This is a genomic window from Synechococcus sp. KORDI-52 (assembly GCF_000737595.1).
In the GTDB taxonomy this organism is placed as follows: domain Bacteria; phylum Cyanobacteriota; class Cyanobacteriia; order PCC-6307; family Cyanobiaceae; genus Parasynechococcus.
Map to the genome: position 1 here is coordinate 2,437,999 of NZ_CP006271.1, position 24,351 is coordinate 2,462,349.

Sequence of the window (24,351 nt, forward strand, 5' to 3'; positions counted from 1 at the left end):
TTCCGTGCTGGCCTCAGCACCCCCTCCACCTCCACTGGTTTGCACCATTCAGACCGTGGAGGCGCGGTGGTCCGGCCAAGCCATTCAGGGCATTCGTCAACTTGAACAACAGCAATTCCTGGTCAGGAGGGGGCATAACCCTGGCGTTCAACCGGAGACGGTGATCGAAAGCAGGCTCACACCCCTGGTGGAGCGCTTCAGCAGTTCCGGTGTTGAGAGCAGTGATCCGTCACGAACGACTTATCACTGGTCTTACGAAGCCCCCTTGGGCCCTCTTCAATTCCTTGGGCCCGGTGGTGTCTCCAGCACACCAACAAGAGACAGTCGTGTTGCGGTCAGTGGCGATCTGATGATCAGTGCGCAAAACAACTTTGAACTCAGCCAGCAATCCCGTCTGACCCAATCCGCTGGAACTCAAACCGTGAGCAGCCTGATAGAAACAGCCCGTGGTCTCTGTTATGAGCAACGCTGATTCCCTGCTGATCCCAGCTCGACAAGCAGCGAAGCACGCCCACTGCCCTTATTCGAACTTTCGCGTGGGGGCGACGGTTCGCTGTGATGACGGCACCGTCATTAACGGCTGCAATGTGGAAAACGCCAGTTATGGACTGAGCATCTGCGCAGAACGCGTCGCGCTCTTCACAGCAATCAGTCTCGGCAAACGACCGCTCGAACTGGCCGTGAGCTGCATCGATGCCCAAAGCGATTCAGCCCCAGGCGGGTCCCGGATGCCATGCGGCGCCTGCCGACAGGTAATGCAAGAACTGCTGCCGAGCGATGCCCATGTGTGCATCGATGGTGTGGGGACCATCCCACTCGAACACCTTTTCCCAGCACCATTTCAACTGGGCGATTCAAGCATCAACCAACAATTACAGCGAGACAATCGATATGATCCAAAGGATCCTCAAGCTCTTTAGGCAAGGAGCTGACTCAGGCATGATTTAAGATCAAAGAATGATAAATCCGAGTCTTAAAAACACAATAAATACGCGCAGAAGCCGTCATCAGCGGTTGTTTATAAACAACCTATTAGCACAGACTGCCAGAGCCAATCGTTGAAGCCTCAGATCAAAATTACGATTGAACCCAGCGGGCCAATGCTTTCTGAGGATGACTGATTTCCGACAAATGGCTATACACATACTGCTCCCATTCCACTTCCGGCAGGCCTGCAAACAACATCAGATTGAGCGGGTAGTGCTCAGAATCAGTGCACTTGCGGAAATCATCGCGAAACAAAAATATTGGCTTCCCTAGAGCAATCGCAGCACCAAGCTCCACCATCACCCCTTCATCAGGTGGTGTTCCGTTGACAATGGCGAACAGGGCATCGGCATTACGAACATCCTGCAGATCCCGCTGGGCAACGCGATAAGCCCAACCCGGCTCCGCCAGATTCACCTGACCGTTACGCGCAAAGGGCTCCCACACCTCCAATCCAAGGGCTTCCAAGGCCCCGATGAACTCCGGCAACAACAACCGCTTCCACTGGGCTGAAAAGCCGTAAGCAGATGCCAGATAAATCGTGCGTGCCGTGTTTTCGTTCATCCCAGGCCACGGGAGGTGCGATAAGCCTGCTCATCGGCACGGGCCTGGTCAAGGTTCTCCCACGGGAACACCAGCCATTGCGATGACTCGACAACCACAGCTGCCGTCCACCAGTCAGGACACCCCTTGCTCACCCACACGGCAAAAGTGGCGTCCGGCACCTGAGCCTTTAGTGCCTGCAACGTGCGTCCGGTTTCATAGACATCGTCCACAATCAAGGCTGATTGCTCTGGTGATGACAGCAAGGGCCGAGCGATGGCATGGCTCAGCGCAACTGCAAGGCACAGACCGCCCCGGGGGACCCCGTAGACCCCGGTTACAGCGGAATCCGCAAACCGTGAGGCCAATAACTGCACAGCCTGATCGAATTGGGGCCAGCTGAGTACCTGCATAGCCGGAGAATGGCACATCGACGCAGTGATGCCCTTTGAACCGAGACATCCCACCCCAGGAACAGAACCGTAAATGGTTTCGCAGCCATCTGCTCTCCCGCGAACTGGAATTGCAGGAGCTGTATGACCTGCCGCAGGAAGAGCTGGATCTACTGATGGCCGAGACCGCTGAGATCCGCTCAGATCCAGAAAATCGTTCCCGCAGTCACGGGCGCTGGTGCACCGCGGGTTATGTGCTGGAACTCGCTCGAATCATCGACGCTCGACGCTCCCGGGAACACAACAATTAGGCGTGGCCTCTCAGCCATGCAACTCAAGTCCAATGCATCATCAAGGAGTCACGAGCGTTTTCAAAACGTCCCAACCATGAGCGACGAAACTGAAAATCTTGACGGAGCAGTTTCAGCACACGTTTCTGATAACTGACCTTGCAGGGATCTGAAGCAAGCAGTTGCTGCGTGGACTTAATCTCTCGATGAATCGTGCTACGCCGGTAAACCTTTTGTATCTTCACAACACTATCGCGCAATACTTGTTTGGCTGCTTCAGGGTCACCTTCAACGTCGTTCCGAAGATGATCCAACATGGTTCGATCCAAAGACATGCGGTAAGGATCAAGCTGCACAGGCATTGCATTGAGAGCATTCAACAGAAACGCCACGCGGGCATGACGGCTTGGGAAATCCATCGCTCCCGCATCTGCATTCAGCTTCACGGGCTTGCGACCTGAGCTTTGCGCCAAAGTTCGCTTTACCACACCGCCCTCTTTCAACAAGAGGTCATCGAGACCGCGAAGGTAGTAGTGCTGAACAGGGAATTGCTGTCCCTGAGCAACCCCCAGACAGCGCCCTGAACCGATGGTATTGGACGCGTGAAGACGAAGCCGCTTGAGCGCGGTTGTTTTGACAATCGATTTCACCTGAGGGAAAACAAAAAATCGCTTTTGAGGGGCTTCGAAAAAGTCGTCGTTCATCGATGCCGTCAACCTCCAGGGCATCAGGAGAGATTCGATGTTCTCCTCGTCCAGGAAAGAGAACAAATCTGGATGCAAATATTCATCAGCATCGATAACAGCAACATAATCTTCACGAATTGATTCCTGAACAGAACCAATCCTCTGGCCATCAGACTCGTGGAAGACAATTCCATTTCTCGAAAAAATTTCGCGACACAATGGAGCAGCTCCAGGAGCAAGCACCGGATAAAAAGCCTCTACTCCAATGCGGCGATGATGGTCAATAAATGACTGCAAATAGGGAGCCTCGCCATCAAAGACCCGAACCGCGACAGCGAAGCTGCTCACCAAAAAACAAAATCTTCAAATAAATTACCACAAACCTCACATAACTCATATTTCTTTCAGAGTTCTACAGCAACGAATCGGATCACCGAGAAGCAAACGCTCTGGACAGAAATCCACCCCGATCAGAGGTGGCCGAGCTTCTGTGTCAACCCACAGCTTGACGCAGGCCTGGCATCCTCTGAATTGCAGACATGACCTGCTGTTAATCAGCGATAGTTCTCAAACTGCAAAGGAACATCAAGCTCATCTTCCTTGCCCTTAACAAGCTGAATCGCAGCCTGCAGGTCGTCCTTGCTCTTGCCCGTAATCCGCACACTTTCACCCTGGATGGCCACAGTCACTTTCTTCAGCTCATCGCGAACCATCTTGCTGAGTTTCTTGGCAATGTCCTGGTTGAGCCCCTTGCGCAGCTTCACCACTTGCTTCACCCGATTGCCTCCCGCTGTTTCAGGCGTTTGAAAGTCAAAAATCTTGAGTGAAAGGTTGCGCTTGGTGGCCTTGGTGCGCAACACATCCTCCACAGCCTGCAGCGTCATATCACTTGCCGTGGTGATCACCAGCTCCGTCTCCTCCAGATCGATCTCAGTGTTGGAATCCTTGAGGTCATAACGATTCCCCACATCGCGACGCACCTGGTCAAGGGTGTTCACCAGTTCCTGACGATCAAAGTCAGACACCACATCGAAGGAATACGTACTGGCCATGTCACGAAGGTGTCGATCACCCAGTTTAGAAAGCCAACGCCCCCCACACATTTGAAGAGACGCCAGGCCCGTTAGGGTCCCACAAACCGTTCGGATGCCATGACACCCGCATTTGCCTGGGCGCTCTGTCTGATGGGAGCTGTCGTGATGGTGAGCATCGTGCTCACCGGCGCAGGAAGAGCAAAAGCAGATTTCACGATGGCTGATCTGCAAGCACCACGGGCGATGTTCGAACGGCTGCCCGCCTTTGGTCAGCGTGCCGTCTGGGCACAGGAGAACAGCTGGGAAGCTCTGACTCTGGGCGCTCCTGCGATGCTGTTGTGCCTGATCAGCGGTGTCAACAGCCCAGCGGCAAGTGTTGCAGCCTGGGTCTGGCCGGCCATCCGTTTCCTGTACCTTTTTGCCTACGTCGGCAACATTCCGCCCCTCAGAGGACTGTGCTGGGCAACGGGAGTCACGGCCGTCGGCGTTTGCTACGTCGAGGGACTAAGGGCCGTGATCCGTGCAGCTGCTTGATCAATCGAAATACAGAAGACTCACAACCTTTCCCATATCTTCTGCAGTGCGAGCACTGGCCAACAGCGTTTCACTGTCGTGAAAGGCGAGGCAGATCAACTGATCACATCGGTTGATGATTTCCTGGTTGCACAAACTGCTGGCCATCGGCAAGGGCAGATCATCCTGCTCAGGCTTGTCCACAAGGTGCAATACACGATCCAGGAGATCTCTGATTTCAGGGACCTGACGGTCAAGGCTTTGAGGCAACAGCACGGTGAGCTTGGAGGGATCCACCTCCAGACATCCTCGAATCACTGCAGCATTTACCCCCTGGGAGCCAGATGTGACCAGGGAATGTCCTTCCTGAACGAGAGAGCGAGCCACGAGCTCGATCAAATGAACTGCCACAACAGGAACATGGCGGCTGCCCAGGATGGCGATCCTTCGCTGGCTTTTGTCTTGCAAAAGTGCAAGTTCCTGAGCAAGCGTGTCGACCCGATCCAGAGCCGGCAGATCCAGTGACTGACCCAAGGAAAACCCGCCGCCTGATTTCATCGGAAGTTAGCAACCATCAAGCGTGCTGAACGGTCAGGTTCAATGCATTGAAGAGCTGATCAAGCTTGCAGTGCTCCTCAACAAGACGGAAGGCGTAGGTGGCCTTCACGGCTTCATGCAGCCTTACGTGACCGAAGGCCTGCTCAATCACTCCAACTGTAGCGAGAGTGTCGTGCTCCACCTTGAGCAGAGGCACATCCAGTTCTTCAGCACGATTGATTAACTGAGGCAAAGGTTCCCCTGCTCCGGTGAGGATCAAACACTGGGTTGAAGCCTCAAGAGCAGCAAGTTGAATATCGGTGCGATCCGCCCCCGTGACGACAGCCATGTTGCGTCGTTTTCGGAAGAACTCCATGGCCGAATTCACATTCATCGCACCGATGCTCAGGGTTTCCACCAGCAGTTCTTGCCGTTCCTGACAGCAAATCACGCGTGCGTTCAGACGCCTCACCAGCTCGCCGACAGTGACGCTGCGAAGCAATGGGGAACGGGGCATAACTCCGAACACCTGCAAGCCGAGGCCATGCAGAGCAGGCACCACTTGACGCTCCAAACTCTCGACCTCCTCTGGGGTGACTGCGTTTAAGACAACACCGACCAGGCGATCTCCCAGGGTCTGCTTGGCCGCCAGAAGTGCATCAACACTGCGACTGTCCTGCCACAGGTGCACCAGCACAACCTGGGCATCAAGGCCTGTCGCCAGCTGCGGAAGGCTGAGGCCATAGAGGAGTCCCTCCTGCAGGCTTCCCGCACATTCCAAAAGCGTGAGACCTTCCCCCGTCTGAATGCGCTGGCGCAGCTCCTCGAAGCCTCGTCCGGCTTCCAGCTCACCCTGGCCGAGGCGTTGAGCAGCTGTTGTGGGGGACAGCAGATGCATCGATGGAATCAGACGCTCAGGTGGCAGATTCAGCGTTTCACCAACAAAGCGAACGTCGTCGTCAATCAGAGGTTGCGGTAACGGGCCCTGATTTGGATCCCAATCCAGGCTTGTGGCCAAAGGTTTGCCGAAGCGAATTTGCTGTCCGGCACGGGAAAGCTGTTGGGCGATCCCAAGAACGAGAGCCGACTTTCCACTGAACGGCTCACACGATCCGATCAACAGTGTCGTTCCCATGGAGGTATTGCCTGTCGTTGGTGAATCTAGGCCTGCTCAGGAGAATCCCGGCGCTCAACCAACAACCACTGCCAGAACCCATTGGGCAGATCCGGTTCTGGGTGCTGCTGATGGGAACGATCCATCAGCCAATCCACCAGTTGATGGGTAATCACAGAGAAATCAATGTCTCCTTCGGGATGACCGGGAAAACGGAGCACGCACTCAAGCCTCTCAAGGGGTGCAGCGACACCGTTCCAGCGAAGTTCATAGGTATAGCCGTCGCTCCCAGCGACTGGACGACGCCCCTTCAGCCCACCTTGGCCCAGGATCTGCAGAGCTGCGGCGAGATCTGTTTCACGTCCGACACCGCCGCAATAAGGAGCGAACAGAACCTGTTGAGCGACGTCTGACACAGCTGAGGCTTTGCTCTTGATCCAATCCCCTCAAGGATGCCCCAAGCTGGACCCATGGCCCAGTCCCCCTATAACGGCCGATGCATCGGCATCACTGGCTCACGCGGAGCCCTCGGAGCGGCCCTGACCCGCCGCTTCCGAGCCGCAGGGGCCCGCGTGATTGGTTTCACCCACAGTTCCACGCCGCCAGAGCAAGCCGATGGCCCTCACCATTGGGTGAATTGGAGCTGCGGCAACGAAGCCAGCCTGGATCCCCATCTGGAGGAAATCGATGTTCTGATCCTCAACCACGCCATCAATCCACAGGGCAACCAAAGCCTCGAGGTCATCAACCAAGCTCTGGAAATCAACGCGCTCAGCAGTTGGCGGCTGATGCAGCGCTTTGAGGCCATCAGCAGAGCCTCCCCAAAGATCCACCCAAGGGAAGTGTGGGTCAACACATCAGAAGCTGAAATTCAGCCTGCCGTCAGCCCGGTGTACGAACTCACCAAGCGGATGCTTGGACAGCTTGTCAGCATCCGCGGTGCAGTTCTCGATGAAACAGGCCGGGAGGCTCTGACCCTACGCAAACTGGTGCTTGGCCCCTTTCGCTCGTCGCTCAATCCGATCGGGGTGATGGACGCCGATTTCGTCGCCACCCAGGTGCTGCGTCAGGCGAGCTGGGGATTCCGCCTGGTGATCGTCACACCAAACCCCCTGACTTATGTTCTGATGCCCCTGACCGAACTGGGACGGCGGGCTTACAGCCGAATCCTCAGTCGCCCCGGTCCGTAAGGATCTCGCATCCATCACTGGTCACCAGAACGGTGTGCTCCCACTGCGCCGAGAGGGAGCCATCACGGGTGACCACAGTCCACTGATCCCGGAGTGTGCGGCAGGCCTTACTACCCGCATTGAGGATGGGCTCAATAGCCAGGGTCATGCCAGGACGCAAGGTGACGTTGGGAAGCTCGTCGGTGCGGAAATTGAACACGGAAGGTTCTTCGTGCAGGTTTCGACCCACGCCGTGGCCGGTGTAGTCCTCAACAACACTGAAACCGTTGGATTTGACATGGTCTTCCACGGCGCCGGCAATATCCAGAAGCGTGTTTCCTGCTTTGACCTGGCTGAGACCTGCCATCAAGGCTTCCTTGGCGACACGGCTCAGCGTCTGTGCTTCCTCGGGCGCGTCACCCACGCAGATCGTGATGCAGCTGTCGCCGTGATAGCCCTCGAAGTAGGCGCCTGTATCCACCTTCAGCAGATCGCCCTGCCGAATCACCCGCTTCGGGCTGGGAATGCCATGGACCACTTCATTGTTGATGCTGGCGCAGATGCTCGCCGGAAAACCGTGATACCCCTTGAAACTTGGGGTCGCCCCCATCTCTCGAATGCGTTTTTCCGCATAGGCATCAATATCTCCCGTCGTCTGACCGGGCGCCACCATGCCCATCACCTCGCGCAGCACGGTGGCGACGATGTGGCTGGCCTGGCGCATGATCTTCACTTCACGGGCTGATTTGATCTCAACGCCGCGACGCTTCTGAATCCTTGGGCCTGTTGCTGTCACCTGCCCCTGGGCCGCCTGGGTGGATGCCAGAAGATCAGCAAAGAGATTCATGGCTCAGCCCAATATCCGTCACGCTATCAACAGCAACCGAATTGATGCCGGTCATGCCGCTGCTTGTGCGCTTGCGCGAACTGCACCGAAGCGTTGCACCTCTCGTTATGGCGCCATTGCTGGTGACGGTGTTCTCCGGTGTCAGTTATCGCTTGGCTCGAGACTGGTTCGGAGCGAGCCGCCAGCAGGTGCACTGGCTGATGGTGGTGCACGAAGGTGAGTGGCTTGGATCCGCCCTTGAGCCGCTGGTCGTGCTGCTCAACGCCGTCGGCCTGCTGTGGATGCTGATCACAGGCGCGATGCTCCTGATCGAGCGATGGCGTCGAAAGGTACACTCATAGTTTGGCGATTCAACGCGGAGCTGGGATGGCAGCCGATTCGAAGGACACAGCGGTGACCGACGAGAACACCGAAACGGCTGTGGATGCAGCACCTGAGGCCCCAGCGGCAAAATCCAGCACACCTGGAAAGAAGCTGAGCGCCGAAGCCCTGATAAGCGCGTTTGAAACGGCTCAGCAGAAGGATGACCTTCCTGAGATCTACGTTGGTGACACCGTGCGTGTAGGCGTGCGCATCAGCGAGGGCAACAAAGAACGTGTGCAGCCCTACGAAGGCGTGGTCATCTCCAAACGCCATGGAGGTCTGAACCAAACCATTACGGTGCGGCGCATTTTCCAAGGTATTGGCGTGGAGCGGGTGTTCATGCTTCACAGCCCGCAGGTGGCTTCCATCAAGGTGGAGCGGCGCGGTAAAGTAAGAAGGGCGAAGCTTTTCTATCTGCGGGAACGGGTGGGCAAGGCCACCCGCGTGAAGCAGCGCTTCGATCGCTGAGGTTTCGACCTCGTTCAATCAGTTGCCAACAACAACGTTGGCTAAGGGGTTCATCGCCTTGCGCCGTTAGTTCAGTTGGTAGAACGCAGGTCTCCAAAACCTGATGTCGGGGGTTCGAGTCCTCCACGGCGCGTCCGATGTTCCCCTCGTGCAGTTTCCCGGTTCTGAGCATGGAGTTGGATCTTCAACCTGGTGATGTTGTGAAGGTGTTGGAATCAGCCGCTCTAGGCTGGGTCCGTGCCCGAGTGATACGCGTCAAATCCGGCGGCCGTGTGGTCGTTCAAAGTGATCAAGGACGTGAGTTCACCGCCCGCGGCAATCAAGTTCGCCTCATCGAACCTGCAGGATTCCGTCCCTGAATCGTCGTTCCATCGGTCATGAACCGATCAGATCCATGGTCCCGACGACCTTTGTCGTCGGGATTTTTTATGGCTTGCGTTGATGACAATGCGATGTTGATCCGCCATGCAGTTGTTGACGGAGGGCGGGGCGACAGTTGATACTGGTTTGGTCGCGCAAGCGACTCAGATCGGATTCCTCCGAGCGCGTCTCGAGAGTTCTGGATCGGATCTGGGACCGTAGTTCAACCGGTTAGAGCACCGCCCTGTCACGGCGGAAGTTGCGGGTTCGAATCCCGTCGGTCCCGTTTTCACCACCAAAAGCATCGATGGTGCGCGTTCGATTGGCCCCCAGCCCAACGGGCACGCTTCATATCGGCACGGCACGCACCGCAGTTTTCAACTGGCTTTACGCCAAGCATGAACAGGGAACATTCGTGCTTCGTATTGAAGACACCGACAAGGAGCGATCCAAACCCGAGTACACCGAGAACATCCTGGAGGGATTGAAGTGGCTCGGGCTCAACTGGGATGAAGAGCCCGTCGTTCAAAGCGAACGGGTTACACAGCATCGCGAAGCGATTCAGACCCTTCTCGACCGTGGATTGGCCTACCGCTGCTACGCCAGCGAATCGGAACTTACGGCTATGCGCGAAGCGCAGAAAGCTGCCAATCAAGCTCCGCGCTACGACAACCGCCACAGACACCTGACACAGGATCAGGAGCAGGCCTTCCAGGCTGAAGGCCGTGAAGCGGTGATCCGCTTTCGCATTGATGACGCAGCGGAGATCCGCTGGAACGATCTGGTGCGTGGAGCCATGAGCTGGCGTGGCGTCGATCTTGGCGGTGACATGGTCATCGCCCGTCGCGCTCCTGCCGATGAGATCGGGAACCCCCTCTACAACCTTGTGGTGGTCGTGGATGACGCCGCAATGGAGATCACCCATGTGATCCGCGGCGAAGACCACATCGCCAACACGGCCAAGCAACTGCTTCTCTACGAAGCGCTAGGCCTGCCCTTGCCCACCTTTGCTCACGCTCCCCTCATTCTCAACGCCGAGGGACGCAAACTGTCCAAACGAGATGGTGTGACTTCGATCAACGACTTCCGCGCCATGGGCTATACCCCTGATGCCATTGCCAACTACATGACGTTGTTGGGGTGGTCTGTACCGGAGGGTATGGAAGAGCGGTTCAGCCTCAGCGAGGCTGCTGCCGTCTTTGGTTTCGACCGTGTCAACAAAGCGGGGGCGCGTTTTGACTGGGACAAACTCAACTGGCTCAATGCCCAGGTTCTGCATGACTGGCCGGCAGCGCAGCTCTTGGATGAACTAACGCCCCTCTGGGCTGAACGCGGATGGACACCACCCAGCGACACCAGCTGGTGCCTCGACCTCTGTGCCTTGCTGGGGCCCTCCCTCACCTTGCTCAAAGATGGCGTCGACCAAGCGGAACCGTTCTTTGACTGCCCTGATCTCCAGAAGGATGCGCTTGAGCAACTCGCGATCGAAGGAGCCAAAGCAGCCATTGCCGACCTGCTTCAGCGGCTCGAAAACAATTCTTGGGATGGAAGCGACAGTGATCAGGCCAAGGCCTGGTTGGGGGAAGCCGCCAAGGCTGCTGGCGTGAAAAAAGGTGTGGTGATGAAGTCCCTACGCGCTGCGCTTCTGGGACGTCTTCAGGGACCTGATCTGATCACCACGTGGTCCCTACTGGCGCGAATCGGTGAGGATGTCCCGCGTCTGCGCCGTTGCCTCAGCTGAGACCGGCTCATCCTCATCAGCTTTCACCAGACCGAGAGCCCGAGCCAACGGCTGAGCTGTAAGTCCCTGCAGGCCAACTGTCATCAGGATCGTCAGAAACACCAACCCCTGAAGGCGTCCAGCCCCGAGGATCCCGGCCTGCTCCAGACGAATGGCGAAGAGTGAAGCCACCGCTGCGGTGACGATGCCTCGCGGAGCAAGCCAACCCAGAAAAAGCCGTTGCTCAAGCTTGAAGGGCAAACCGATGGTGGCCACACCCACACCGATGGGACGGACCACGAGCATCAACGACAATACGCAAAGGATCCCACCCCAACCGAGCGGGCTGAGTTCAGCCCAGGACACGTCAGCCGCGAGCAGGGGGAACAGCATCGTGATCGCCAACTGCGCCAGTTCCTGGATGAGGCCATCCAGTTCAGCGGTGTGGGGGCCTGGACGGCGACCAACGACGATGCCTGCGGCCACCGAAGCTGGCAGGGCTGATTCAGGCAAAAGCCACTCACTGACTCCATACATCAGAAAGAGCGCACCCAGGCTGAGCTGCAGCGGCAGCCCCTGCAATTGATCTGGATTGAGCCTTCTGAGCACTTCAGACAGCAGCCAGCCGACGCTCGCACCGATCAACACACCGCCACCCAAGCGATACAGCAAGCCCAGCATCACCTCACGCCAGCCATGCAGATTGCCCAGGGCAAGCTCCAACAGCAGTAGGGCTAAAACGGCGCCGATAGGCTCGAGCACCAATCCTTCTGCTTCCAGAACTTCCCCCAGCGGAGGCGTGAGCCGGATCTGACGCACCAAGGGGGTGACCACCGTTGGCCCCGTGGCCAGAACGATGGCACTGAACACAGCGGCGAGCGACCAGCTGAGGCCGGCCAGCCAATGGGCCGCCATCAGTCCGCCTCCCAGGGAGATCAACAATCTCAGGGCTGCAATGCGCTGCACCGTGGCCTTGATCGTGTCGCCAGGCAGACGCAGATTGAGTCCACCATCGAACAGCACCAGGCTGACAAGCAGGCCCACTACGGTGCCAAGCCCGGAGCCAAGATCAAGGGGTTCAACCCAACCCAAACCAGAGCGACCAATCAACAGCCCCGACACGAGGAGCAGTACCACCCCAGGAAATTCTGACTTTGCCGCCAAGAGCCGGGCCGCAGCACCAGAAAAGACCGTGACGCCCCAGAGGAGGCCCAGACGCTCAGGCGTCATCGACGGAGGAGAACTGGGGTTCCACGCGCACGCCGATCACCGATTGGGGCCGAACGACCAAATATTCACCCTCCAGATCACCGATCGGAACGTTGACGAAACCGCCCTGATTCTCGGCATTGACCAAACCTTGATACCACTCCTGAAAGGTCTCGAGTTTCGGGAAAAACACCCGTTCGGTCTGCCCTCCCACAAGGTGAAGATGGACGGCATAGCGGCGAGGCGTACGGGACATCAATTCGGAAGGACATCCTTCAAGGTCCTCACAGGATGACGGATCGGTTCAGGGTCTGCCCAGAGAAAAGGGTGAAGACAGGCCTGGCGCGGCGCGTAAAGCGGATGGCGAGGTTGTCCCGAGGCCGTCCGTCCCAGCATCAGAGGGTGGGGCGAATCGGGAACGGACCTTCGACGTTCAGGCAGCAACCGCAGAATCGCTTCAAGAACCACCTGATCCCGGTCCCACCGCGCCCCGTTCACCCCCCAACCGCACCAGAGATCGAGCCCGGACGTCCGGGACCACTGGTGCAGCCACCGGTTCAAGATGACGTTGTTCAGCACACCGATGGGATCCTTCACCCGCAGCAGTGCAGCCGGAGAGGGCGACATTCGAGCAAACAGATTGAGAACCACCAGCTCCTGGTATCCCCACTGACGCGTGAAACCAATCAAACGCCGCAGGGTCGGATCATCACGCTGCCCATCCGCCCGGGAGGGGTTCAGGCCGATGTAGATCAGGCAGCCACCGTCAGTGGCCAGGCGACGCCGCAGAAACCAGCGATAGCAGCCATCGCTGCTGAACGACGCCTCAGACGCCGAGACGGCGGCGGCAGCATTCAAGGATGCGTTCGCTGGCGTGACCATCGCCGAAGGGGTTGACGGCGCGGGACATCTCTTCATAGGCCTTGGCATCCCCTAACAGCCGAGAGGTCTCTTCCAGAATCACACCGGGATCCGTGCCCACCAGCCGAGCCGTTCCCGCATCCACGGCCTCTGATCGCTCCGTGGTGCGCCGCAGAACCAGCACAGGTTTACCGAGCGCGGGGGCCTCTTCTTGGAGTCCGCCGGAATCGGTAAGCAGCAGACTGCAACCTTTCATCGCTGCGACAAGCCGGTCGTAATCCAGCGGTTCGGTCAGAACTACACGGGGGTGGTTTCCAAGAAGAGCCTGCAGCGGTTCACGCACCGTTGGGTTGCGATGCATCGGGAGCAGGAGGGCTGTATCCGGGAAGCGCTCAAGCACCTTCAGCATGCCCGCAGCGATGTCGTTCAGACGCTCGCCCCAGTTCTCGCGCCGATGCACGGTTGCCAGGATCACCCTCTGACGGGTCCAGTCAAGACCATCGAACTGGATATCCGGCGCGGATTCCGCCATCAGCAACAACGCATCAATCACGGTGTTGCCGGTCACAGAAATCTCCCCGACCACACCCGATGCCTTCAGGTTGACTTCCGCCTGAGCCGTCGGCGCGAAGTGAAGCGTCGCGATCTGGGAGAGAAGGCGACGGTAGGCTTCTTCCGGGAAGGGATCCAGAAGGTCGTCGGTGCGCAGCCCAGCCTCCACATGCCCCACCGGGATCTGCTCATAGAACGCGGCCAGCCCGGCGGCGAAGGCCGTGGTTGTATCGCCTTGCACCAGGACCAGCTGCGGTGGGTAGGCCTGAAAATCCTGCCGTAGTCCCTGCAGCGCGGCACAGGTGACATGGGTCAAGGTCTGGCGCGGTGCCATCAGGTTGAGATCCTGATCGGCCTGGATATGGAACAGCTCCATCACCTGAGCCACCATTTCACGGTGCTGACCGGTCAAAACGACACGGGTCTGCAGCGCAGCACAGGCCTGGAACATCCGGATCACCGGAGCCAGCTTGATCGCCTCCGGCCGCGTTCCCAGAACGATTGTGACTCGGGGCTGTTCAGCCATTCGATCCATACGGATCGAGGGAGTTTATAGGCGTCCGATGGGAGAGAACAACGAGAAAACCTTGCCAGCCTCTGGTTTGGGACGATCCTTGAGGGAGATTCCAATCCATATCCGTGGCTCAGCCGGTGTTCCCCCCCAGCTTCCCGCCTCGCCCGTCGTCATTGCAGACACCTGCGACATCGATCCGTGAGGCTGAACGGTCGGAGGAGAACCACAACAGGCGCACCACGGCGAATGCAGCCACCGATGGTTCTCCCAGCCTTGAGGACATCGTACGAATCGCCCATGAGGCCGGCCATTCCGATGTCCATCTAGGGGTTGGAGAAGTCCCCCGATACCGAGCCTGTGGTGACATGCAGGTCACGGAATGGCCCGAGACCCGGGCCGATGTCTTTCAGGGATGGCTCCAGGAAATCCTCACACCTCAGCAGATTGATGCCTTCGTACGCGACAAGGAATTCGACGGATCCCATGCTTTCCCCTTTGTACGGGTGCGCATCAACTTGATGGATTCCCTTCGCGGGCCCGCGATGGTGCTGCGCTTGATCCCGCAGACGATCCTCACCATGGAGCAGCTGGATCTCCCCAGCGTGCTGCAGACCCTCGCGGCGCGTCCGAAGGGGCTGATCCTGGTGACCGGACCGACAGGATCTGGCAAAAGCACAACCCTGGCGGCGATGATCGACTGGATCAACCGCAACGAAGCACGTCACATCCTCACGATTGAGGATCCGGTGGAATTCGTTCACGAAAGTCGAAAGTCCCTGATTCGTCATCGCGAAGTGGGGTTTCACACCTTGAAATTCCACAACGCCCTGAGGGCCTCACTGCGGGAAGACCCGGATGTGATTCTCGTTGGCGAGATCCGCGATCAGGAAACGCTCTCAACCGCACTCGAAGCCGCCCAGACCGGCCACCTGGTGTTCGGAACCCTTCACACCAATTCAGCGGTGAAAACCGTTGAACGGGTGCTCGGCATGTATGCACCTGAAGAGCAAAACAGCGTGCGCCGGTCATTGTCTGAATCCTTGCTGGGAGTGATCGCCCAGGGATTGGTTAAAACAACGGACGGAAAACGAGCGGCTTATCACGACATTCTGATCAATACCGATGCCTGCAAGGATTACATCCAACGGGGAGAACTGGATGAGGTGGAGGAAATCATGGAGCGCAGCGGATTCGATGGGATGGTCACCACCAATCAATCCCTTCTGGCCTTGGTGGAGGCGGATCGCATTGAAGGCGAACAGGCGGTGGCCGTCAGCCTCAAACCGAATGAAATGGCTCAGGCCCTGCGGGGCCGAAGCTGATTAACCTCGGCTGAACACACGCACCAGGAGAACGACAGCTATCCCTGCTGAGAGGCCGATCATGGCCAGACGGCCATTCCAAATCTCTGCCTGAGGGGTAAAGCCGCGCTTCCAGGAATTCAGCTCCTCAGCTTCGACGGGCTCCGGAGCAACTGATCTGGTTTCCGGTTGGTCCACAACGCAGAGTCCGAACTTTGTGCAAGAGCCTAAAAGGCTTCTTCAAAACGGTGCGTTCGTTGTGTAAAGAGCATCGGCCTGGTCCAAGGGCCAGCGGGCTGCGACGCCGGTTTCAAGAGAAGTCGAAGCCGTGTTCTGGCCCAGACGCAACAAGGCCGCTGCACCGATCATCGCAGCGTTGTCGGTACAGAAGGCCATGGGAGCAATGGACACCGCAATGTCCCGCTCCTGCGCCCGTTCGACCATGCATCGGCGAAGACGCCGGTTCGCAGCGACACCACCCACCATCACCAACTGATGAACCCCATGGTCTTCAGCACAGCGGAGGCTTCGCTGCACCAGAACATCAGCCACCACCTGTTCAAAACTGGCGGCCAAATCGGCCAGAGGCAGCTGATCCTTGGCCTCCCCCAGTGTTTCGACGGTCCGGAGCATGGCCGTCTTCAACCCACTGAACGAAAAGTCATAGGGGTGAAACCCACCGCCCGGCAATGAAATCCGACCCTTGGGCAAGCGAAAGCGCGTTGCATCACCCGTTTCGGCGACAGCCTGAATGGCAGGACCTCCGGGATATCCCAGACCGAGCAGGCGCGCCACCTTGTCGAAGGCTTCGCCAGCGGCATCGTCATGGCTTCGGCCAAGACGCTTCATCCCGCCGTCGTCAGCGACCAGGATCAGCTCCGTATGCCCCCCACTCACCAGTAACACCAGATACGGGGGATGGGGGGGAGCATCCCCAAGCATCACCGAGGCCAGATGGCCTTCCAGATGATGGATGCCGAGGAAGGGGCGCTGATGCAACGCGGCAAGGGTGCGGCCGGTCACCGAGGCCACCATCAAAGCCCCGGCCAACCCTGGGGCGATCGTGGCCGCAATGGCATCGAGCTGGTCCAAGGCCAGACCCGCCTCATCTGCAACGGCTTCCACCAGCCCAGGCAGGGCCTCCACATGGCGACGCGAGGCGATTTCAGGCACCACACCGCCCCAGCGGGCGTGCTCCTCAACCTGGGATGCAATCCGCGACGCCAAAACGTCGATCCGCCCATCAGGGTGACGGCGCAGGACAGCAGCCGCGGACTCGTCACAACTTGTTTCGAGGGCAAGCACTGCATGCATCAGAGCAATGCGCCTCCCCTACTCTCCGACTTGTGACATCTTGCCCTTTCGGGGCACCTTTCAGAGGAATCGTTCCGATGCGTCGTCTCTTCGCCGTCGTGCTCTCAGCACTCCTGGTGTTCGGCTTCGCCCCCGTCGCCAAGGCGGATGTGGCTGGCCTCACACCCTGTTCAGAAAGTGCTCGCTTCCAGCAGCGTGCCGCCGCTGCCACAACGCCTCAGGCCAAAGCCCGCTTCGAGATGTACAGCCAGGCTTCCTGTGGTGAGGATGGCCTTCCCCACCTGATCGTCGATGGCCGCTGGAGCCATGCCGGTGATTTTGTGTATCCCGGGATCATGTTCCTGTACATCACCGGCTGCATCGGCTGGGCCGGTCGTGAGTACTTAAAAGCAACTCGCGGCAAGAATGCTGCCCAATACGAAATCTTCATCGATCGCAGCATCGCCATCAAGAGCCTTCTGGCTGCTGCCACCTGGCCTCTGGCTGCTTTCGGTGAATTCACAAGTGGCAAGCTTCTCGAAGACGACAGCAAGGTGACCGTTTCACCTCGCTGATTCAAACGACTTCATCCATTGCTCCCTCAACAATGAACAAGTTTCTGACCGCAGCTCCAGTGGTTGCAGCCATCTGGTTCACCGCCACCGCAGGAATCCTGATCGAGTGGAACCGCTTCTTCCCCGATCTCCTCTTCCACCCGATGTGAATCTGGGATGATCTTCAAAGCCAAGGGAACCTTCGGGTTCCCTTTTTTTATGCCTTCACGACCTTGCGTAGATCAGGGTTGCGACGATCAGCTTCCGCGTCATCCCAGCCCCATCAGCGTCTCCACCTGGTTCAACGCTGATTCGAGATCGTCATTGATCACGACAGCGTCGAACTCCTGTTGGGCCTCGAGTTCCTCGCGAGCGCGAGTCAAACGGCGCTGAATGGCGTCCTCCGAATCGGTTCCGCGCCCCCGGATCCTGCGCTCCAATTCTTCAAAGCTGGGTGGCGCCAGAAAAATGTGAAAACCGTCTGAAAAACTGCGACGTACCTGACGGGCCCCTTCCAACTCAATCTCCAGCAGCACGGGGCGCCCTGCCGCCATCTGTTCTTCAACAGGACCTCGGGGGGTGCCGTAGCAATTCCCCGCGAATTCCGCCCACTCCAGAAATCCTCCCTGCTCCACCAAGGCCTCAAACCCTGCACGGCTATGGAAGAAGTAGTTGATGCCGTCCTGCTCCCCCTGGCGCGGCGAACGGGTGGTGGCCGAAACGGACAGCCAGATCTGGGGATGCCGTTCCAGCAGCTGGGTCACCAGCGTTCCCTTGCCGACTCCACTGGGGCCGGTGATCAAGGTCAGCTTTCCACTGGTGGACATCGCTGCGTCTGCGTGGGTCAGCAGAGTAGGAAGCCCCAATGCCATGCCCGGTGCTCCAGGTGATCGCCTCCACCAGCCTGCAGCCAATGGATCTCACCACGCTTCGCGCGGTGCTCTGGGATCTGCGCCCAAAGCTGTTGCCCAGCCGCTTCGAGAAGGCCCAACAACCGGACCCGGCAACGATTCAACTGGGATGCCGCAGCCTCAAGGGGATGGTGTGGCTGGAACTGAGCTGGCAAGCAGAAGCACCTCGGCTGGTGGAGGTTCACCCTCCCCCACGCAGCGGCAGCGGCAGCACCTTCGCCCAACAGTTGCAACACAGCCTCCGGCAGCTGGCTCTTGTGGAGCTCCACCAGAGCGGCTTTGAACGGGTGGTGGAATTCCGGTTTGCCCAACGCCCTGGGGAACCGATCCAGCGGGTACTCGTCCTGGAACTGATGGGACGGCACAGCAACCTGCTGCTGCTCGATGAGCAGCGCCGCATCATTGCCCTGGGGCGACAGGTCCGGGACCATCAGTCCCGCGTGCGCCCTCTCTCCACCGGTGATTCCTACAGCCAGCCCCCGATGTTGCAGGGGTTGGCACCGGATCGAACGGAAAGCTTTGAACGCTGGAAGGAGCGGCTCTCTCTCGTCCCGGTCCCCCTGCGCAAGGCCTTGCAACAGACCTATCAGGGAATCAGCCCAGCCCTGGCTCTGCAACTCGCCGGTGACCACATGAACACCCCGGTTAACAGCCTGGATGACAGCCACTGGAGCCACCTCTTTGAACGCTGGTTTCTCTGGTTGGACCAGCTCGAGCGTGAGCAGTTCGCCCTCGTGGTGGAGAACGACGGTCGTTACAGGGTCTGGGGATCTCCCCGTGGTGAAGTGCAGCCCCACCCCGCTCTGGCGCTCACGCTGGGATCCCTGCACCAGCAATGCCAAGAGCAAAGGGCCCTGGCACGGGCCAGCCATGAGCTGCGTCAACGCCTGGAGCGTTGGCGCAGCAAAGAACAGGCCGCCAAGGAGGACCAACACCAGCGCCTGAGCGCCACCGACGGGCACGGGGCCCTTCAACGCCAGGCGGACGCTCTCCTCTGCCTTAGCAACCCAAGCCGCGACCAGGTCGATGAAGCCCAATCGCTCTATCGCCGGGCCAAAAAACTGCGGAGATCGCGCCCGATCCTCGAGCAGCGGCTGAAGCACCATCAGCGACGTCTTGAGCTGATCAGCGAGAGCGAAACCTTCATCGAGGATCAACTGAGTGCAACCTGGCAGGACGGACCGGCACGCCTCTCCGCCCTGAATGATCTGCGGGAGGAACTCGATGAGCTGTTGCAGCCGAAGGAACGCCGTCGCTCCACGCGACAGCAGCGTCAGCGGGACCAGCCCAATCCGCTGGAACTGAACACTCCAGGAGGACTCAAGGTGCAAGTGGGGCGCAACCACCGCCAAAACGACTGGATCTCGCTGCGCCAGGCCCGCAGTGGTGACCTCTGGTTTCACGCCCAGGAATGCCCAGGCAGTCATGTGGTGCTGAAGAGTTCCAACGGGCTGGCCCAGGAATCCGACCTGGCGATGGCAACGGATCTGGCGGCCTATTTCAGCCGCGCCCGGGGCAACGCGCGGGTGGCGGTGGTGATGGTGCCCACCGATCAGCTGCAGCGCATTCCCGGTGCGGGCCCGGGCACCGTGCGCCATGGCCAAGCGGAAATCCGCTGGGGGGATCCCCAGGGCGCGGAAGAGCGGCTGCTTACCCCTAGCCTGAGCCCACATTCGGGCTGACCTGTTGCGCCGCCCGATCCTCGTCCGTGTCTGAGCGCCCCGAAGGTCCCCCAGCTCTGCAACCACCACCTCCCATTCGCATTGGGAGGGCACCTGGCGATGCCGATCTGCCCAATGAGGTGGAGATGCCTCTGGTGGATCACCTCGAGGAACTCCGTCAACGGGTTCTGCTCAGCTTGCTGGCCGTCGTCGTTGCAGCGCTGGCCTGCCTGCTAGGGGTCAAACCGCTGGTGCGCCTGCTGGAAGCGCCAGCCAGCGGCATTCATTTTCTTCAACTTGCACCGGGCGAGTTTTTATTCGTCTCGCTGAAGGTGGCCGGCTACGCCGGCCTCACCCTGGCCCTGCCCTATGTGCTCTTTCAGATCCTGGCCTTCGTTCTGCCGGGCCTGACGATCCGCGAACGACGCCTGATTGCCCCTGCCGTCGCCGGCTCGGCCGTGTTGTTCATGGCGGGCCTGGCCTTTGCCTGGTGGGCCCTGGTACCGGCTGCCCTGCGTTTTCTGGTGAGCTACGGCGCCGATGTAGTTGAACCGCTGTGGTCGATCGAGCGCTATCTGGATTTTGTTCTGCTACTGATGCTGGCCACCGGGCTGGCCTTTCAGCTCCCTGTGCTGCAGCTGCTCCTCGGTGCTTTGGGACTGGTGCGCTGGAGGCCGATGCTTGGAGCCTGGCGCTGGGTTGTGCTGGGTTCAGCCCTGGCTGGAGCCGTGCTGACGCCGTCCACCGATCCGATCACGATGCTGCTGCTGGCTGGAGCCATCACGGCACTGTTTTTGATTGGCGTCGGCCTGGTGGCTCTGACCGAATCCCTCAGACCAGAAACTCCTTGATCAACGTTTCCGCCTCCGGCCCCGTCGCCTCCAGCGGAAGACTCAACGCCTTGCCCAGACGCGGTTTGTCACGGGTGGAACAGAGCCATTGGCGGACATCACCCGCCAAACCAAGACGATTCACAACATCCAGCACTTCACCAAGATGCTGCCGATAGGTCTCAAGGTCCATCGGGAACGACTGTTGCTCGAGATAGGCCCACATCACCTGGAGGTACAAACGCCGGCGTCGAACCACCAGCTGAAGGTCGTAAGTCGCCCGCCAGCGCTGGCGTAGACAGGCCATCACCTCGTCGACGCTGAGCGGCGGATCGGGTGGGGCGCTGGCGATATCAAGCACAGAAGCAGAAGCGGCAGGGACAGGAAGACACCAGTCGTTGCAAAGATTGACAGGCACTTAAGCACCCATAATGGTCGCCAATCCGAGCTGGATGAACGTCCGCCATGACCCAACTCTCCTCGAGCGATGTGCCCGGAATGGGTCGTCGGCAGTTCATGAACCTGCTGACCTTCGGCTCCGTGACAGGGGTTGCCCTGGGAGCCCTCTACCCGGTTGCGAACTACTTCATCCCCCCCAAGGCCGCCGGCAGCGGTGGTGGCACTAGTGCCAAGGATGAGCTGGGCAACCCGATCACGGCCAGTGGCTGGCTCTCCAGCCACCCCGAGGGCGATCGCAGCCTGGTGCAGGGCCTCAAGGGTGATCCCACCTATCTGATCGTTGAAGGCGAGGACGCCATCGGCAGCTACGGCATCAACGCCATTTGCACTCACCTCGGTTGCGTCGTTCCCTGGAACAGCGGTGCCAACAAGTTCATGTGCCCTTGCCATGGCAGTCAGTACGACGCCACCGGCAAGGTGGTTCGTGGCCCTGCCCCTCTCTCCCTGGCCCTGGCCAACGTCAGCGTGGAGAACGACAACGTGTTCGTGAGCCAGTGGACCGAGACCGACTTCCGAACTGGTGATAAGCCCTGGTGGGCCTGATTCTTCCCTCCCCTACGCCTGCATCCCCTCACCGTCCCATGCGTCGTCACCTCTCGCTTTTCCTTGGATCGCTGGTCATCGGACTGGCTCTGCTGATTGCCCCGGCCGCCAGCTGGGCCTACCCCTTCTGGGCTCAACAGAACTACGACAGCCCCCGGGAAGCCACCGGCAAGATTGTTTGTGCCAACTGCCACCTGGCCAAAAAGCTGACCCAGGCTGAAGTTCCCCAATCGGTCCTTCCTGACAGCGTCTTCACCGCCAGCGTCAAGGTTCCCTATGAGAACGGTCTCCAAGAGATCGGTGCCGACGGCAGCGACGTGGGCCTGCAAGTGGGCGCTGTTGTGATGCTTCCCGATGGCTTCACCCTTGCTCCTCAGGACCGCTGGACCGATGAGATCAAGGAGGAGACGGAAGGCGTCTACTTCACCCAGTACAGCGACGACCAGCCGAACATCCTTCTGGTAGGACCGATTCCTGGTGATGAGCACCAAGAGATTGTCTTCCCTGTTCTGTCACCAGATCCCGCCACCGACAGCAACATCCACTTCGGCAAATACCAGATCCACGTGGGTGGCAACCGCGGCCGTGGCCAGGTGTATCCCACCGGTGAGAAGAGCAACAACACCGTCTACACAGCTCCGGCCAGCGGCACCATTGCCTCCATCGAGCCCAGTGACAACGGGGCCAGCGTGGTCAGTATCGAGGCTGCTGACGGCAGTAACGTGAGCGAGACCATTCCGGTTGGTCCTGAAGTTCTGGTCAGCGTCGGCGACAGCATCGAAGCCGGTGCTGCCCTAACCAACGACCCCAACGTGGGCGGCTTCGGGCAGGTCGATGCGGAAATCGTTCTGCAGAACCCCGTTCGGATCTATGGCTTGCTCGCCTTCTTCGCGGCTGTGGCTCTGGCACAGATCATGTTGGTGCTGAAGAAGAAGCAGATTGAGAAAGTTCAGGCTGCTGAAGGCAACTTCTGATTTCTATGGCTGTTGAAGCCCTGTTTCCCCTGGCGACCTTCCAGTCGCCAGGGGAATTTTTGCCCCAAACGGAAAACTGGTTCCTTCCCCTGCGTTGGTACGGCTTGCTGATCGCAACGGCCGTGCTGATCGGGCTGAACCTTTCGAGTCGTCTGGCCAAGCTCCGACACCTTGAAAACGGTCTGATCAGCGATCTGCTGCCCGTGCTCGTGCTGTTTTCCGTGATCGGAGCACGCCTCTACTACGTCGCGTTCGAGTGGCATAACTACGTCAGCAACCCGCTCAAAGCCCTTGCCATCTGGGAGGGTGGAATCGCCATCCATGGCGCCTTGCTGGCAGGCACTTTGACGTTAATCCTGTTCTGCCGCTTGCGCCGGCAACCCTTCTGGGATGTGCTGGACGTTCTGGTGCCTTCCGTGGCTTTGGGGCAGGCCATCGGTCGCTGGGGCAATTTCTTCAACTCGGAAGCGTTTGGTGTTCCAACGGATCTGCCCTGGAAGCTGTTCATCCCGGCCCAGAGCCGCCCGGTGATTTACAGCACGTCGGAATTTTTCCACCCGACATTCCTCTATGAATCCTTGTGGAACCTTCTGCTCTTCGGACTGCTGCTGCTGCTCTTCCGCCGCGGACTGAAGACCCCGGGGATGCTCCCTGCAGGTGCCATGAGCTGCGTGTATTTGGTGGGCTACAGCCTTGGCCGCGTCTGGATCGAGGGGCTGCGGATCGATCCTCTCTGCATCGGGTCGCTTCCCCCGGCATGCGACGGCGGCATCCGCATCGCGCAATTGATGAGTGGCATTTTGCTCGCCCTCGGCATGATCGGGCTTTGGTGGCTATATCGGAGAAAGAGACCCCTGCCTGATCCATCAGGCCAACGCAGTTGAGTCACGTTGTCAGTTTTGTTGGAGCAGGCCCTGGTGCTCCAGATCTGCTGACCCTTCGAGCAGCTGATCGTCTCCACAAGGCCGACGTGTTGATCTGGACCGATTCGTTGGTCTGCCCAGCCATCGCCGAGCTGGCTCCAGCCGATTGCGAAAGCATCCGCACCAGCACGACCACGCTCGAAGACCTGATCCCGCTTTTGATCGATCGGCACCGCCAGGGCAAACGGGTAGTGCGACTCCACGACGGAGACACGGCGCTCTACAGCGCCATCAACGAGCAGATCTGCGCGTTAAGTGACGCCGAAATCCCTGTGGAAGTGATCCCCGGGATCAGCGCATACCAAGCGGCAGCTGCCGGACTCGCCAGCGAACTCACCCTTCCAGGCGTGGTGCAGACCATTGTTCTCAGTCGCGCTGGAGGTCGCACCGGCATGCCTGAACGGGAACAGCTGGGTCGGCTGGCCGCCCTGAGAGCCAGCCTTTGCATCTATTTGAGTGCACGACACGTTGAAGAGGTGCAAACCACCCTTCTGGAGCACTACCCCGCCGAGACCCCTGTGGCCATCGGACATCGGGTGAGCTGGCCCGATCAGATGCTCACCGTGGTCCCTCTCGAGGAGATGGCTGTGGTCAGTCGGGAACGCAATCTGATTCGAACGACGCTCTACGTGGTGAGTCCGGCCCTCGCGGGTGGTCCTCAGCGCTCACGCCTCTACTCGCCTGACCATGACCATCTATTCCGCCAGAAAGCCAAGTAGGCGGTGGTTTAGGATGGATTTGTG

At 59.1% G+C, this 24,351-nt stretch carries 34 protein-coding genes and 2 tRNA genes; 20 read left to right on the forward strand and 16 right to left on the reverse strand.

All coding sequences use genetic code 11. The features are described from left to right. Nucleotides 1-4: 4 nt before the first annotated feature. Complete coding sequence (locus KR52_RS12460) at nt 5-472, forward strand: hypothetical protein (protein ID WP_038556362.1); 468 nt, start codon at nt 5-7, stop codon at nt 470-472. After that, nucleotides 459-920 (forward strand): cytidine deaminase, encoded by a 462-nt coding sequence (locus KR52_RS12465; protein WP_084222015.1) that lies wholly within the window; start codon nt 459-461, stop codon nt 918-920. The genes KR52_RS12460 and KR52_RS12465 overlap by 14 nt, the downstream gene beginning before the upstream one ends. Before the next feature lie 157 nt (nt 921-1,077). On the opposite strand, the gene KR52_RS12470 is transcribed toward KR52_RS12465, so the two are convergent. Both KR52_RS12470 and KR52_RS12475 read right to left on the reverse strand, forming a co-directional pair. After that, nucleotides 1,078-1,551, reverse strand: a complete 474-nt coding sequence (locus KR52_RS12470) for a nucleoside 2-deoxyribosyltransferase (RefSeq protein ID WP_038556364.1) — start codon at nt 1,549-1,551, stop codon at nt 1,078-1,080. Further along, the gene (locus tag KR52_RS12475) at nt 1,548-1,943 is read right to left on the reverse strand and encodes a phosphoribosyltransferase (RefSeq protein ID WP_038556366.1); all 396 of its coding nucleotides are present in this window, start codon (nt 1,941-1,943) and stop codon (nt 1,548-1,550) included. The genes KR52_RS12470 and KR52_RS12475 overlap by 4 nt, the downstream gene beginning before the upstream one ends. 35 nt (nt 1,944-1,978) lie before the next feature. On the opposite strand from KR52_RS12475, the gene KR52_RS12480 reads away from it, so the two are divergent. Beyond that, the gene (locus KR52_RS12480; protein WP_038556368.1) at nt 1,979-2,233 is read left to right on the forward strand and encodes a hypothetical protein; all 255 of its coding nucleotides are present in this window, start codon (nt 1,979-1,981) and stop codon (nt 2,231-2,233) included. 23 nt (nt 2,234-2,256) lie between these two features. Here KR52_RS12480 and KR52_RS12485 read toward each other — a convergent pair whose 3' ends face one another. Then, complete coding sequence (locus KR52_RS12485) at nt 2,257-3,246, reverse strand: glycosyltransferase family 2 protein (RefSeq protein ID WP_038557360.1); 990 nt, start codon at nt 3,244-3,246, stop codon at nt 2,257-2,259. A 206-nt stretch (nt 3,247-3,452) separates the two neighbouring features. Then, entirely contained in the window at nt 3,453-3,950 is a 498-nt protein-coding gene (locus KR52_RS12490) for a YajQ family cyclic di-GMP-binding protein (RefSeq protein ID WP_038556370.1), read from the reverse strand. A 99-nt stretch (nt 3,951-4,049) separates the two neighbouring features. Between KR52_RS12490 and KR52_RS12495 the strand changes: the two genes are divergently transcribed. Continuing rightward, nucleotides 4,050-4,466, forward strand: coding sequence for an MAPEG family protein (locus tag KR52_RS12495; RefSeq protein WP_038556372.1), 417 nt, complete (start codon nt 4,050-4,052; stop codon nt 4,464-4,466). Here the strand turns inward: KR52_RS12495 and KR52_RS12500 are convergent, their stop codons facing one another. The 3 genes from KR52_RS12500 to ebsA are packed head-to-tail and all read right to left on the reverse strand — an operon-like array spanning nt 4,467 to nt 6,512. Further along, the gene (locus KR52_RS12500; protein ID WP_038556374.1) at nt 4,467-5,003 is read right to left on the reverse strand and encodes a DNA recombination-mediator protein A; all 537 of its coding nucleotides are present in this window, start codon (nt 5,001-5,003) and stop codon (nt 4,467-4,469) included. It abuts the gene before it with no gap. 16 nt (nt 5,004-5,019) lie between these two features. Further along, on the reverse strand, nt 5,020-6,117 hold the full coding sequence (locus KR52_RS12505) for a phosphotransacetylase family protein (RefSeq protein ID WP_038556376.1): 1,098 nt from the start codon (nt 6,115-6,117) through the stop codon (nt 5,020-5,022). 26 nt (nt 6,118-6,143) lie between these two features. Then, nucleotides 6,144-6,512 carry a type IV pilus biogenesis protein EbsA gene (gene ebsA / locus KR52_RS12510; protein WP_038556378.1) on the reverse strand — a complete coding sequence of 123 codons (369 nt, stop codon included), beginning with the start codon at nt 6,510-6,512 and terminating at the stop codon, nt 6,144-6,146. A gap of 36 nt (nt 6,513-6,548) precedes the next feature. Between ebsA and KR52_RS12515 the strand changes: the two genes are divergently transcribed. Continuing rightward, on the forward strand, nt 6,549-7,286 hold the full coding sequence (locus KR52_RS12515; protein ID WP_038556380.1) for an SDR family oxidoreductase: 738 nt from the start codon (nt 6,549-6,551) through the stop codon (nt 7,284-7,286). Here KR52_RS12515 and map read toward each other — a convergent pair. After that, nucleotides 7,267-8,112: a type I methionyl aminopeptidase gene (gene map / locus KR52_RS12520; RefSeq protein ID WP_038556382.1), complete on the reverse strand. Its 846-nt coding sequence runs from the start codon at nt 8,110-8,112 to the stop codon at nt 7,267-7,269. The two genes, KR52_RS12515 and map, sit on opposite strands and share 20 nt — an antisense overlap. 53 nt (nt 8,113-8,165) lie before the next feature. Between map and KR52_RS12525 the strand changes: the two genes are divergently transcribed. From KR52_RS12525 to gltX, 6 genes are all read left to right on the forward strand, one after another. Next, a complete protein-coding gene (locus tag KR52_RS12525; RefSeq protein WP_038557361.1) occupies nt 8,166-8,453 on the forward strand; it encodes a hypothetical protein in 288 nt (95 codons plus the stop codon). 25 nt (nt 8,454-8,478) lie between these two features. After that, nucleotides 8,479-8,943: a 50S ribosomal protein L19 gene (gene rplS, locus KR52_RS12530; protein WP_038557363.1), complete on the forward strand. Its 465-nt coding sequence runs from the start codon at nt 8,479-8,481 to the stop codon at nt 8,941-8,943. A 60-nt stretch (nt 8,944-9,003) separates the two neighbouring features. Next, nucleotides 9,004-9,076, forward strand: a tRNA-Trp gene (locus KR52_RS12535). Between the two features lie 37 nt (nt 9,077-9,113). Then, the gene (locus KR52_RS12540) at nt 9,114-9,302 is read left to right on the forward strand and encodes a hyperconserved protein Hcp (RefSeq protein WP_006043540.1); all 189 of its coding nucleotides are present in this window, start codon (nt 9,114-9,116) and stop codon (nt 9,300-9,302) included. A 213-nt stretch (nt 9,303-9,515) separates the two neighbouring features. After that, nucleotides 9,516-9,589: transfer RNA gene (locus tag KR52_RS12545), tRNA-Asp, on the forward strand. 21 nt (nt 9,590-9,610) lie between these two features. Beyond that, nucleotides 9,611-11,044, forward strand: coding sequence for a glutamate--tRNA ligase (gene gltX, locus KR52_RS12550; protein WP_038556384.1), 1,434 nt, complete (start codon nt 9,611-9,613; stop codon nt 11,042-11,044). Here the strand turns inward: gltX and KR52_RS12555 are convergent. From KR52_RS12555 to wecB, 4 genes are read right to left on the reverse strand one after another with little or no spacing between them, the layout of a single operon-like run. Then, nucleotides 10,991-12,253, reverse strand: coding sequence for a sodium:proton antiporter (locus KR52_RS12555; protein WP_038556386.1), 1,263 nt, complete (start codon nt 12,251-12,253; stop codon nt 10,991-10,993). The genes gltX and KR52_RS12555 overlap by 54 nt on opposite strands. Continuing rightward, nucleotides 12,243-12,488, reverse strand: a complete 246-nt coding sequence (locus tag KR52_RS12560; protein WP_038556388.1) for a hypothetical protein — start codon at nt 12,486-12,488, stop codon at nt 12,243-12,245. The genes KR52_RS12555 and KR52_RS12560 overlap by 11 nt, the downstream gene beginning before the upstream one ends. Beyond that, nucleotides 12,488-13,090, reverse strand: a complete 603-nt coding sequence (locus KR52_RS12565; protein ID WP_084222016.1) for a DUF1643 domain-containing protein — start codon at nt 13,088-13,090, stop codon at nt 12,488-12,490. Before KR52_RS12565 ends, KR52_RS12560 begins: the two co-directional genes overlap by 1 nt. Then, complete coding sequence (wecB, locus tag KR52_RS12570; protein WP_038557364.1) at nt 13,059-14,171, reverse strand: non-hydrolyzing UDP-N-acetylglucosamine 2-epimerase; 1,113 nt, start codon at nt 14,169-14,171, stop codon at nt 13,059-13,061. Before wecB ends, KR52_RS12565 begins: the two co-directional genes overlap by 32 nt. Nucleotides 14,172-14,284: 113 nt before the next feature. Between wecB and KR52_RS12575 the strand changes: the two genes are divergently transcribed. After that, nucleotides 14,285-15,481 (forward strand): type IV pilus twitching motility protein PilT, encoded by a 1,197-nt coding sequence (locus KR52_RS12575; RefSeq protein WP_038556392.1) that lies wholly within the window; start codon nt 14,285-14,287, stop codon nt 15,479-15,481. Here KR52_RS12575 and KR52_RS15210 read toward each other — a convergent pair whose 3' ends face one another. Together KR52_RS15210 and tsaD are read right to left on the reverse strand one after the other, a co-directional pair. After that, nucleotides 15,482-15,658, reverse strand: coding sequence for a chlorophyll a/b-binding protein (locus KR52_RS15210; protein ID WP_038556394.1), 177 nt, complete (start codon nt 15,656-15,658; stop codon nt 15,482-15,484). A 42-nt stretch (nt 15,659-15,700) separates the two neighbouring features. Next, a complete protein-coding gene (gene tsaD, locus KR52_RS12585; protein ID WP_038556396.1) occupies nt 15,701-16,774 on the reverse strand; it encodes a tRNA (adenosine(37)-N6)-threonylcarbamoyltransferase complex transferase subunit TsaD in 1,074 nt (357 codons plus the stop codon). A gap of 77 nt (nt 16,775-16,851) precedes the next feature. On the opposite strand from tsaD, the gene KR52_RS12590 reads away from it, so the two are divergent. Together KR52_RS12590 and psaJ are read left to right on the forward strand one after the other, a co-directional pair. Further along, complete coding sequence (locus KR52_RS12590) at nt 16,852-17,328, forward strand: photosystem I reaction center subunit III (RefSeq protein WP_038556398.1); 477 nt, start codon at nt 16,852-16,854, stop codon at nt 17,326-17,328. A gap of 32 nt (nt 17,329-17,360) precedes the next feature. Beyond that, nucleotides 17,361-17,477 carry a photosystem I reaction center subunit IX gene (psaJ, locus tag KR52_RS12595; RefSeq protein ID WP_006850741.1) on the forward strand — a complete coding sequence of 39 codons (117 nt, stop codon included), beginning with the start codon at nt 17,361-17,363 and terminating at the stop codon, nt 17,475-17,477. Between the two features lie 99 nt (nt 17,478-17,576). On the opposite strand, the gene gmk is transcribed toward psaJ, so the two are convergent. Beyond that, a complete protein-coding gene (gene gmk, locus KR52_RS12600; RefSeq protein WP_038556400.1) occupies nt 17,577-18,134 on the reverse strand; it encodes a guanylate kinase in 558 nt (185 codons plus the stop codon). Between the two features lie 38 nt (nt 18,135-18,172). On the opposite strand from gmk, the gene KR52_RS12605 reads away from it, so the two are divergent. Together KR52_RS12605 and tatC are read left to right on the forward strand one after the other, a co-directional pair. After that, nucleotides 18,173-19,900 (forward strand): NFACT family protein, encoded by a 1,728-nt coding sequence (locus KR52_RS12605; protein ID WP_253912413.1) that lies wholly within the window; start codon nt 18,173-18,175, stop codon nt 19,898-19,900. Between the two features lie 125 nt (nt 19,901-20,025). Next, complete coding sequence (gene tatC, locus KR52_RS12610) at nt 20,026-20,730, forward strand: twin-arginine translocase subunit TatC (RefSeq protein ID WP_173402245.1); 705 nt, start codon at nt 20,026-20,028, stop codon at nt 20,728-20,730. Here tatC and KR52_RS12615 read toward each other — a convergent pair. Next, on the reverse strand, nt 20,711-21,127 hold the full coding sequence (locus KR52_RS12615; RefSeq protein ID WP_038556402.1) for a DUF3067 family protein: 417 nt from the start codon (nt 21,125-21,127) through the stop codon (nt 20,711-20,713). The genes tatC and KR52_RS12615 overlap by 20 nt on opposite strands. A 47-nt stretch (nt 21,128-21,174) precedes the next feature. On the opposite strand from KR52_RS12615, the gene petC reads away from it, so the two are divergent. Genes petC through cobM form a run of 4 tightly spaced genes read left to right on the forward strand, consistent with a single transcriptional unit; the run spans nt 21,175 to nt 24,327 of the window. Continuing rightward, nucleotides 21,175-21,711, forward strand: a complete 537-nt coding sequence (gene petC / locus KR52_RS12620) for a cytochrome b6-f complex iron-sulfur subunit (RefSeq protein WP_006850760.1) — start codon at nt 21,175-21,177, stop codon at nt 21,709-21,711. A gap of 38 nt (nt 21,712-21,749) precedes the next feature. Beyond that, nucleotides 21,750-22,685, forward strand: coding sequence for a cytochrome f (gene petA, locus KR52_RS12625; protein ID WP_038556405.1), 936 nt, complete (start codon nt 21,750-21,752; stop codon nt 22,683-22,685). A 5-nt stretch (nt 22,686-22,690) separates the two neighbouring features. Then, nucleotides 22,691-23,569 carry a prolipoprotein diacylglyceryl transferase gene (gene lgt / locus KR52_RS12630; RefSeq protein ID WP_038556407.1) on the forward strand — a complete coding sequence of 293 codons (879 nt, stop codon included), beginning with the start codon at nt 22,691-22,693 and terminating at the stop codon, nt 23,567-23,569. Then, nucleotides 23,566-24,327, forward strand: coding sequence for a precorrin-4 C(11)-methyltransferase (gene cobM / locus KR52_RS12635; RefSeq protein ID WP_038556409.1), 762 nt, complete (start codon nt 23,566-23,568; stop codon nt 24,325-24,327). Before lgt ends, cobM begins: the two co-directional genes overlap by 4 nt. Nucleotides 24,328-24,351 lie beyond the last annotated feature (24 nt).